We start from the raw sequence: 6666 nt of genomic DNA, 5'->3' as shown, positions 1-6666 counted from the left end.
AGCGAGGTGCCGAGTGGTGGGGCAAGAGCGTTTTGCTTACTTTTGCGCTTTTCAAAAGTGAGCCGCTGTAAAAGCGGAACCCTAAGTGGCCGTTGCCGCAGGAACAGATATGTACTCGGTCCAATCCAGCATCCTGGTCGGCTCTGAGGCCGCCATCGGGGGCAAGCCCCCTCCCACATTTGGGCCAGGATCGACACAAAATCCCGGTCGGCTCTGAGGCCGTCATCGGGAGCAAGCCCCCTCCCACATTTGGGCCAGGATCGACACAAAATCCTGGTCGGCCCTGAGGCCGTCATCGGGAGCAAGCCCCCTCCCACATTTGGGCCAGGATCGACACAAAATCCCGGTCGGCTCTGAGGCCGTCATCGGGGGCAAGCCCCCTCCCACATTTTGATCGGGATCGACACAACATCCCGGTCGGCCCTGAGGCCGTCATCGGGGGCAGGATCCCTGCCACACCTATTGGGTGGCCTGCCGATATTGCCTGGGCGTAAACCCGGTCGACGCCTTGAACTGTCGAGTAAACGCACTGTGGTCGGTATAGCCGCACTGCAAGGCGACATCGGTAATCGGCAGGTCGGTGTGCAGCAATCGGTGGGCATGCTCCAGCCGCACCTTCTGGATCATTTGCCGGGGCGTAAGGTGGAACACACGCTTGCAGTAGCGCTCCAACTGCGCCACGGAGATACCGGCAATGCGCGTCAATTCACCAAGGGTGACACGGCGGTTGAAGTGAGCGCGGATATGTTCGTCCACCGCCGCCAGGCGTTGGTAGGCAGGGTGGGTCTGGCTGGCCGACTGCAGGTCAAGCGAAATGCCGGCCAGGCCGATGATCGCGCCGCCAGCGTTATACAGCGGCCATTTGTGCGTCAGGCACCAGCCCGGTTCGCGGCTGCCGTAAAGGTGCAGCTCAAGCTGGTCCTCCAGCACCAGCCCCTGCTGCAGCACACGCCGGTCCTGCTCGGTATAGCCCGGCCCCAGTTGCGCCGGGAATACTTCGGCGCTGGTCTTGCCCAGCAGCGGCTGCAGTTGCCGCAGGCCGCAGCGCTGCACCAGGGTGCGGTTGGCGAGCACGTAGCGGGCCTCGATGTCCTTGATGAAAAACGTCGCGTTGGGGATCACGTCCAGCAACGGCAACAGCTGCGCCGCGCCTGTCAGCAACTGCTCGATGCTGTGGGGGCGACTGCCCTGCAAGAGACTCGCAAACACGTGCTGCACCATGATCTTCATCGCTCGTTTCCGACCCCGACGCCGAGCAGATTGCCCCATGCCCGGGACCCTGTCGAGCGCTGAAAACTGTGCTGAATTCGTCATCCATCCCGACGCAAACCATCAATCGCCGCCCGCTTAGGGGGTTCACGATAGCGCCACTGCCTACCTGGTGCGCCTGGAAAGCGACGACGATAAAAGCGAAGCGGTCAGTGACAATCACTACAGCACCCCACTCTCTTTAGCCACTCACTCTGCGGCCACCCACTGATGGAGCCTTGCATGAAACGCCTGCACGTTATCGACTCCCACACCGGCGGCGAACCCACACGCCTGATCATGAATGGCTTCCCTGCGCTGACCGGCGACACCATTGCCGCTCAACTCGACGACCTGCGCAGCCACCATGATCAATGGCGCCGCGCCTGCCTGCTGGAACCGCGCGGCAACGACGTGCTGGTGGGAGCGCTGTATTGCGCGCCGGTCACCCCAGGCGCGACCTGCGGCGTGATCTTCTTCAACAACGCGGGTTATCTGGGCATGTGCGGCCACGGCACCCTCGGCCTGATCGCCTCGTTGCACTACCTGGGGCTGATCGAGACGGGCGTGCACACCCTCGACACCCCGGTGGGCCCGGTGGCGGCCACGCTGCACGCCGACGGCGCGGTGACCCTGCGCAACGTGCCCGCCTATCGCTATCGCCGGCACGTCTCAGTGCAGGTGCCCGGCCACGGCGCGGTCGTGGGTGATATAGCCTGGGGCGGCAATTGGTTTTTCCTGGTGTCCGACCACGGCCAGGCGCTGCAGATGAGCAACGTCGACGCCCTCACCGACTACACCTGGGCCATGCTCAAGGCCCTTGAAGCCCAGGGCATCTACGGCGAAGACGGCGCGCTGATCGACCACATCGAACTGTTCGCCGACGACACCGAGGCCGACAGCCGCAACTTCGTGATGTGCCCCGGCAAGGCCTATGACCGCTCCCCCTGCGGCACCGGCACCAGCGCCAAGCTCGCCTGCCTGGCGGCCGACGGCAAACTCGGCCCCGGTGAGCCCTGGGTCCAGGCCAGCATCACCGGCAGCCAATTCCAGGCCCGCTATGAATGGGACGGCGAGCGCGTACGCCCGTTCATCACCGGCCGCGCCCACATGACCGCCGACAGCATCTTGCTGATCGACGAACAGGACCCGTTTGCCTGGGGCATCTGAGCCCTTCCCCCCCTACTCAATATCAAGGAGTCAGCACCATGAGCGACAATATCTTCACCGGCTGCATGCCCGCCCTGATGACGCCGTGCACCCCCGCGCGCACACCCGACTTCGACGCCCTGGTGGCCAAGGGTCGCGAACTGATCGATATCGGCATGAGCGCCGTGGTGTATTGCGGTTCCATGGGCGATTGGCCGCTGCTCACCGAAGCCGAGCGCCAGGAAGGCGTGGCGCGCCTGGTGGCCGCCGGCGTACCGACCATCGTCGGCACCGGCGCGGTCAACAGCCGTGAGGCCGTGTCTCACGCGGCGCATGCGGCCAAGGTCGGCGCGCATGGTTTGATGGTGATTCCGCGTGTGCTGTCCCGTGGCGCTTCGGCCACCGCACAAAAGGCCCACTTCGCGGCGATCCTCAAGGCAGCGCCCAACCTGCCGGCGGTGATCTACAACAGCCCGTACTACGGCTTCGCCACCCGCGCCGAGCTGTTCTTCGAGCTGCGCCGCGAACACCCGAACCTGATCGGCTTCAAGGAATTCGGCGGCGCCGCCGACCTGCGCTATGCGGCGGAAAACATTACCTCCCAGGACGACGACGTGACCCTGATGGTGGGTGTCGATACCCAGGTGGTGCACGGTTTTGTCAATTGCAACGCCACCGGCGCCATCACCGGCATCGGCAACGCGCTGCCCCGTGAAGTGCTGCAACTGGTGGCGCTGAGCAAGCTGGCCGCCACGGGCGATGCCAAGGCCCGGCGCCAGGCCCGCGAGCTGGAAGCCGCGCTGGCGGTGCTGTCCTCGTTCGACGAAGGCTGCGACCTGGTGCTGTATTACAAGCACTTGATGGTGCTCAACGGTGACCAGGGCTATGCCCTGCACTTCAACGAAACCGATGGACTCAGCGCCGCTCAACGCCGCTATGCCGAGCAGCAGTACGCGCTGTTCCGCCAGTGGTACGCCAACTGGTCGGCCGAGCAGAACGTCGCTTGATTTTCTGTCGGCGCGGGCGTGCTGTGGCGAGTCATCTGCTGGTCAACAGCCGAAGAGAGGCATAAGCGATGACCAATCCCCATTCAGCCGACATCGTCGTGGTCGGCGCCGGCATCATCGGCGTTGCCTGCGCCTTGCAACTGGCGCGACAAGGGCGGCAGGTGCTGGTGATCGACGCGCAGGCGCCGGGCATGGGCGCCTCCTATGGCAATGCCGGGCACCTGGCCACCGAGCAGGTCTTTCCCATCGCCGACTTGTCGATCCTCAAGCGCCTGCCGGCCATGTTGCTCGATCCTTTGGGCCCGCTGCGCCTGGACTGGACCTACCTGCCCCGCGCCCTGCCCTGGTTCATGCGCCTGCTGTTGAACCTGCGGCCGATACGCTATCAGCGCACTGTCGCAGGCCTTTGCGCGTTGAATGAAGCCAGCCTCGCCGCGTGGCAGCGCTTGTTGGGTTCTATCGGGCAACCGCAGTTGCTGCGCGAAGACGGTTCGCTGCTGGTGTTTGAGCGCGCCGAATCCCGTGCGGCGCTGGATGCCTTGCAGCAGCGGATGCAGCAGCAAGGCGTGCCGGTGGCGTTCTGGTCAGCGCAAGCGGTGCGCACGGCGGCGCCGCAGTTGAGCGAGGCGATACAGGGCGGATTGTTTTTTCCGCGCACCGGGCATTTTCTCGACCCGTACGCAGTGGTCGGCGAGTTGGTGAACGCGGCCAGGGCCCTGGGCGTGACCTTTCTGCAACAGCGCGTCGTGGATGGCCGCGTGGAAAATGACGGTGTGTCATTGATGACGGATCACCGCGTGGTCACCGCGCGCCAGGTCCTGATCGCCTGCGGCGCCCACTCGGCCCGTCTCACCGCCACCCTCACCGGCAAGCGCGTGCCGCTGGACACCGAGCGCGGCTATCACCTGATGCTGCCCCACGAACACCAGCGCCTGCCCTTCGCCGTCACCTCACTGGAGCGCAAATTCATCATGACCCCTATGGCCGACGGCCTGCGCCTGGCCGGCACCGTGGAATTCGCCGGCCTGGAACGTCCGGCCAATATGCAGCGAGCGTGGCAGTTGCACCGCTTGAGCGACGGCCTGTTCCGCCAGCCGCTGAACGCAGCCGACGCCACGCCGTGGATGGGCTTTCGGCCCTCCCTGCCCGACTCGCTGCCGATCATCGACCGGGTGTGCGATGGCAAGGTGCTGCTTGCGTTCGGTCATCAGCACCTGGGATTGACCCAGGCGGCGGTGACGGCGGAAAAAATCGCTCAGCTGGCAAGCGGTGAAGCAGTGCCTGGGATGCAGGCGTATCGAATGGCGCGGTTTTGATAAAGCACTTAACCGGATTGATTCGAGGAGGCGGCGAATAATGCATCGGCGGTCTCTTGAATGTCGTCGCGCAGGCAGAGCTTGTCCAGCCAGCCGATGGGAATCCCATGGACACCATAATGTGCACCGGCCAACTGCCCCACGATAGCGGCGGTCGTGTCGGCGTCGTCACCCAGGTTGGCCGCAGCGAGTACCGCTTCGGCAAAACTGGCTGTGTGTTCGAAACACCAGAACGCCGCTTCCAGCGAGGCAACGGCATAACCTGACCCTTTGATGTCTGCCTGGGCCTTGTCGCGATACCCGCCACGCGCAATCGCCATGACCTTGGGCGCCGACAAAGCGCTATCCTCCAGGCGCAGGACTTCATTCTTCGACACACCGCTCAAGGCCCTGCCCATGGCCTCGGCCAGCAACAGGCAGCATTCGATAGCCTCTTGGGCGGCGTGTGTGGTACGCGAACTGAGCGCGCTGAATCGGCGGACGTTTTCCAGGTCGGGAAAGTAAAACAGCACCACAGGCGCGAGTCGCATCATCGAACCGTTGCCGGCCGAATACGGGTCGGTAGAACCGGAAAACGCCTCGCCAGTGTTCTCAAATGCCGCCAGTGCTTCACGAACGGTCATGCCGATATCAAAGCATTCACCGGTTGAACTCAAGTAGCCCCACTTCCACCAGTTCAGATAACGTCCCATCTGATCGGCTGCGTCAAAACCACCCTTGCGCAACAGGCTCTCGGCCAGGCAAAGCGCCATGGAAGTGTCATCAGTCCACTGGCCGGGCTGAAGGTTGAACGGCCCGCCACCGACCATATCGGTGACGGGCGAAAAGGTGCCCCGAGGCATGAACTCGACCGTGGTGCCTACCGCGTCGCCACAGGCCAGCCCAAGCAAGCTGCCGCGATAACGATCCAAAAGCGTGGTGTCCATCAACCCTCCTTGAGAAAACATTGCCCCCCCCTACTATTTGACCAAACGCTTTTCTTTAGAGGGGCGATAGCCGAAATACGAGCTGTAGCACTTGCTGAAGTGACTCGGTGACACAAAACCGCAGGCCACCAGCACGTCCACCTGCGACAGCTCGGTGTGCTGCAACAGGCGCCGCGCTTCGGTCACGCGCAACTCCATGTAGTAGCGCTGCGGCGTGGTGCCCAGTTGTTCCTTGAACAGGCGCTCCAACTGGCGCCGCGAGCGGCCGGCGTAGACGGCGAGCTGGTCGAGCTCAAGCGGTTCTTCCAGGTTGGCGTCCATCAGCTTGAGCACTTCGCGCAGCGGTGCGCTGACGCAGACGTTTTCGGTCGGTTTGATGCGTCGGTAGCGCGACTCCTCGAAGGCGAGGATGTCTTCGATGCCTTCGACCAACGCCTTGCCGTGCAGGCTCTTGATCCAGTCCAGGGCCATGTGGAAGGCACCCGAGGGGCTGGAAGCGGTGAGGCGGTCGCGGTCGATCACATAGGGCTCGCTGGTGACCTGCGCGGCCTTGCACACCTCCGCCAGCGCCGGACGATGCTCCGGGTGGATGGCGCAACGATAGCCCTGCAACAACCCGGCGCGGCCGAGAAACCATGAGCCGTTCCACAGGCCGGCAAGCCCGACACCCTGTTCGGCAGCGGCGCGCAGGATATGGATGAAGTCTTCACTGGCCTTGAGTTCGGTGCGAAATCCACCACAGATCACCAGCAGGTCCAAATCCTGCAACACCGACGGTTCCAGGCGCGCATCGGGACGGATGACCAGGCCCAGGTCACTGATAATCTCGCGCTCGTCCCACCCGAACGTGCGCGTCGCGAACAGCTCGGGGCGCAGCAGGTTGGCGGTGACCAGCGTGTCGAGGGTCTGGGTGAAGGCAGGCAGCGAGAAGTGTTCGAGCAGCAGGAAGCCGATACGGGTGACCGCCGCCGTCTGCTGGGGATTGTCATTGAGGTAGCGCAGGTTCTTACCCTTCATGCC

6 protein-coding genes are annotated in these 6666 nt (G+C 63.8%); 3 read left to right on the top strand and 3 right to left on the bottom strand.

From position 1 onward, the window contains the following. Positions 1-459: 459 nt before the first annotated feature. The gene (locus BFP89_RS11370; RefSeq protein ID WP_065885688.1) at positions 460-1221 is read right to left on the bottom strand and encodes an AraC family transcriptional regulator; all 762 of its coding nucleotides are present in this window, start codon (positions 1219-1221) and stop codon (positions 460-462) included. Positions 1222-1491: 270 nt separating this feature from the next. On the opposite strand from BFP89_RS11370, the gene BFP89_RS11365 reads away from it, so the two are divergent. The 3 genes from BFP89_RS11365 (at position 1492) to BFP89_RS11355 (ending at position 4720) form a co-directional block, all read left to right on the top strand. After that, positions 1492-2418 (top strand): 4-hydroxyproline epimerase, encoded by a 927-nt coding sequence (locus BFP89_RS11365; RefSeq protein WP_065885591.1) that lies wholly within the window; start codon positions 1492-1494, stop codon positions 2416-2418. A gap of 38 nt (positions 2419-2456) precedes the next feature. Beyond that, the gene (locus BFP89_RS11360) at positions 2457-3404 is read left to right on the top strand and encodes a dihydrodipicolinate synthase family protein (protein WP_065885590.1); all 948 of its coding nucleotides are present in this window, start codon (positions 2457-2459) and stop codon (positions 3402-3404) included. A gap of 68 nt (positions 3405-3472) precedes the next feature. After that, positions 3473-4720: an NAD(P)/FAD-dependent oxidoreductase gene (locus BFP89_RS11355; protein ID WP_065885589.1), complete on the top strand. Its 1248-nt coding sequence runs from the start codon at positions 3473-3475 to the stop codon at positions 4718-4720. Positions 4721-4728: 8 nt separating this feature from the next. Here BFP89_RS11355 and BFP89_RS11350 read toward each other — a convergent pair whose 3' ends face one another. Both BFP89_RS11350 and BFP89_RS11345 read right to left on the bottom strand, forming a co-directional pair. Then, entirely contained in the window at positions 4729-5646 is a 918-nt protein-coding gene (locus BFP89_RS11350) for an ADP-ribosylglycohydrolase family protein (protein WP_065885588.1), read from the bottom strand. A gap of 33 nt (positions 5647-5679) precedes the next feature. Next, positions 5680-6663: a GlxA family transcriptional regulator gene (locus BFP89_RS11345; RefSeq protein WP_065885586.1), complete on the bottom strand. Its 984-nt coding sequence runs from the start codon at positions 6661-6663 to the stop codon at positions 5680-5682. Positions 6664-6666 lie beyond the last annotated feature (3 nt).

The sequence above is a fragment of the Pseudomonas sp. 31 R 17 genome, assembly GCF_900004915.1.
GTDB classification, from domain to species: domain Bacteria; phylum Pseudomonadota; class Gammaproteobacteria; order Pseudomonadales; family Pseudomonadaceae; genus Aquipseudomonas; species Aquipseudomonas orientalis_A.
The sequence above is the reverse complement of the archived record's forward strand: the minus strand, read 5'-3'. Positions and strand labels throughout refer to the sequence as shown.

What these genes read in the sequence shown, in the direction of transcription:
- BFP89_RS11370 (WP_065885688.1), bottom strand. Translation starts at nt 1,221, where the DNA reads ATGGTGCAGCACGTGTTTGCGAGTCTCTTGCAGGGCAGTCGCCCCCAC.
- BFP89_RS11365 (WP_065885591.1), top strand. Translation starts at nt 1,492, where the DNA reads ATGAAACGCCTGCACGTTATCGACTCCCACACCGGCGGCGAACCCACA.
- BFP89_RS11360 (WP_065885590.1), top strand. Translation starts at nt 2,457, where the DNA reads ATGAGCGACAATATCTTCACCGGCTGCATGCCCGCCCTGATGACGCCG.
- BFP89_RS11355 (WP_065885589.1), top strand. Translation starts at nt 3,473, where the DNA reads ATGACCAATCCCCATTCAGCCGACATCGTCGTGGTCGGCGCCGGCATC.
- BFP89_RS11350 (WP_065885588.1), bottom strand. Translation starts at nt 5,646, where the DNA reads ATGGACACCACGCTTTTGGATCGTTATCGCGGCAGCTTGCTTGGGCTG.
- BFP89_RS11345 (WP_065885586.1), bottom strand. Translation starts at nt 6,663, where the DNA reads ATGAAGGGTAAGAACCTGCGCTACCTCAATGACAATCCCCAGCAGACG.